The organism is uncultured Alistipes sp. (assembly GCF_902388705.1).
GTDB lineage: Bacteria > Bacteroidota > Bacteroidia > Bacteroidales > Rikenellaceae > Alistipes.
Window position 1 is genome coordinate 1 of record NZ_CABMQJ010000117.1, and the last position, 2,664, is coordinate 2,664.

General features: G+C 62.7%; 2 protein-coding genes. Both read left to right on the top strand.

What is annotated here, in order from left to right; translation table 11 throughout:
- Positions 1 to 1,613: type II secretion system protein GspD (locus QZT71_RS12320; RefSeq protein ID WP_295916648.1), on the top strand; the 1,613-nt coding region annotated here is incomplete at its 5' end.
- Positions 1,610 to 2,560, top strand: coding sequence for a hypothetical protein (locus QZT71_RS12325; protein ID WP_295916649.1), 951 nt, complete (start codon positions 1,610 to 1,612; stop codon positions 2,558 to 2,560). The genes QZT71_RS12320 and QZT71_RS12325, both read left to right, overlap by 4 nt.
- The last annotated feature ends 104 nt before the right edge of the window (positions 2,561 to 2,664 follow it).

A 2,664-nucleotide genomic window follows, 5' to 3' on the forward strand; every position in this document is an offset into this window, starting at 1 on the left:
GTGCGCGTGTCGACGAGCTCGTGCGTTTCCTCTGCCGCGAGTACACACTCGACGTGGAAACCACGGGCAACATCCTGTCTGTCTTTCCCGCCGTTTCCGTTCCTGCTCCGCGCCCCGAACCGGAAATTTTCTACAATGCCGCCGACACGACGCTTTTCTACGATTTGCGGGGGGAGCGTCTGAGCGATGTGGCGAAGAAAATCACGATTTTCTCGGGCCGCAACATCGTTGTTCCCGAGCCGTTGTTCGACTACAAAATATCGGGTTATGTTCGGGCCATGCCGTTGGACGGGGCCCTGCAGACACTCGCCTCGGTCAACGGCCTTATGGCCGAGAAGGATGCGCAGGAGGTGTGGACTTTTTACCGGGCGCAGGCCGCGCCGCAGGAGGGCTCCTCTGCGGGGCCGTCGTATACGCGCCGTCGCCGGTTTACCGTAAACGAACTGCAGGTCGATTCGCTGGGGCGCATCACGGCGCACATCGTGCGCGGGCAGGTGCAGGATATTATCCTCGACCTGTGCGAGCAGCTCGGGCTGAACTACTATTTCAAGTCGCCGGTGAGCCTGACGACGGGCATCTGGGTCGACGCGACGGATTTCGAAACGCTGCTGGCGGTGCTGCTCAAGGGATCGCAGTATTCCTACTACTGCGAGCGCGGCATCTACGTTTTCGGTGCTGCCCAGGGCGACGGTCTTGCGTCGGCGAGCGTTGTTGCGCTGGCTTTCCGGGCCGTTTCGAAAGTCGAAGAGGTTATTCCCGCGGCGTTGAAGCAGGGTGTGGAAATCAAGACTTTCCCCGATTTGAACAGCCTGGTGCTGGGCGGCGACAGGCGTGACGTGGTGCGCGTGGAAACCTTCGTGAAATCCATCGACAAACCCGTGCCGCTGATTACGATGGAAATCATCATCGCCGACGTCACGAAAAGCAATATCCGCGAGCTGGGTATCGGCGGCGGGGTAGGCAAGTCTCCGGTGCCGACCTCGGGGGTGCTGGGTCCGGGCGTGGACATGACTTACAGCGCCGGGGCGGTGAATAACCTGCTGCAGCGTATCCGGGGTACGGTAAATCTGGGAAAGGTGACGCCGAACTTCTATTTGAGTTTGCAGGCGTTGGAGGAAAACGGTACGATCCGGTTGCAGTCCACGCCCAAGCTCTCGACGCTCAACGGGCACGAGGCTACGCTCACCAGCGGGGAGACGCAGTACTACAAGGAGGTGCAGAACAATTACTACGGCACCCAGAATCCGATTTCGTCGGAATCCTACCAGTGGAAATCGGTGGATGCCAACCTGTCGGTCAAGGTGACGCCCTATGTGTCCGAAGACCGGCATATCACGCTTGAAATCGAATTCGAGCAGACCGAGTTCACCGACCGTGTCGCCGACAACGCCCCGCCGGGCACGGCCACGCGGAGTTTCAGGTCGATTGTCAAGGTTCAGAACGAGGAGATGGTGCTTCTGGGCGGTCTTGACCGCAACTCGATGGAGAAGTCCTCGCGAGGCATCCCGTTTCTGGCGCGTGTTCCGGTCATCAAGTGGTTCTTCGGCAAGCAGAAGCGCAACAAGGTCGAGCGTACGCTCAACGTGTTTATCAAACCGACGGTCATCGAATGAAGCTGCTTTCCCGCATATTGGGGCGCATCGCTCTGGTGCGTGTGGAGTTCACCCCGTGCGGCGAATGTGTCGTCGGTGTGTCGATGTGGCGCCGGGGCGAGGTCGTGTCCGTGAATCCGGCGGCTGCGAAAGGGTGCCTCGCTGCGGCGGTCATCTGCGGCTGGGGGGTTGTCACCAAGCCCGACGAGGCGGAGGTTACGGCCCGCGTAAAGTCCGCCCCGGAAACTTTTCTGTGGAGCACTGCAAACGGGTGTACTTCGTTCGTCCGCCGCGACCGGCTCCGTGCGGCGGAGGAGGAGCTCGCCGCGCGCAATATCGTTCCGGTGCGTATTTTCTGCGCCGGCTGTGCGGCGGATTTCGGCCATGCGGCTGGGGAGTTCGTGCGGCAGGTTCATGCGGGTCTGTCGTGGAAGGCGCTGCTGAAACCCGCGCCGGCCTCTTCGGCTGCGGCGCAGGTGCTGGTGCGGCGGCTCGTCTTCCCGGTTCTGGGGCTGTTCCTGCTGCTGCTTACGGTCAATGCGGTGCTTTCGCCTCGGCTGTACGCCCGGCGGCAGTCGCTGGAGTCGGAACTCGCGGCCCGGGAACGGACGGCCTCGAACGCCGCATCGGCGGGAGCCCGGCAGCGGGAGTTGCTGGCTGAATTTACCGCCTCCCCCCGTGTTTCCCGCGCCCTACTCTGCGACCGTGTCGCCCGTGCCGTGCCTGCGCGGGTCGTGCTGACGTCGCTCGATGTCGAACCCCTCTCCAGACGTTTCGAGGCCGGGAAACCCTTGCAACGGCGCGCGGGTATCGTACTCCTGGGCGGGACGGCTCCTGCCGCGGCCGATATTTCGGCTTTCGTGCAAGGGTTGTCGGACGCGTGCTGCTGCCGCGCCGTGCGGCTTGCGCATGTGGAAAAGGAGCGCGACGGCGAGCGGCTGTCGTTCCGCATCGAAATCCAACTATGAAACTGGCGTATAAATACCGCGGCGTCGTGCTGCTGGCGCTGCTGGCCGTGGTGCTGCCCTGGTGCTGCTGGCGCTTTGCCCTGCGCGGCACGCTGGGCGCCTGG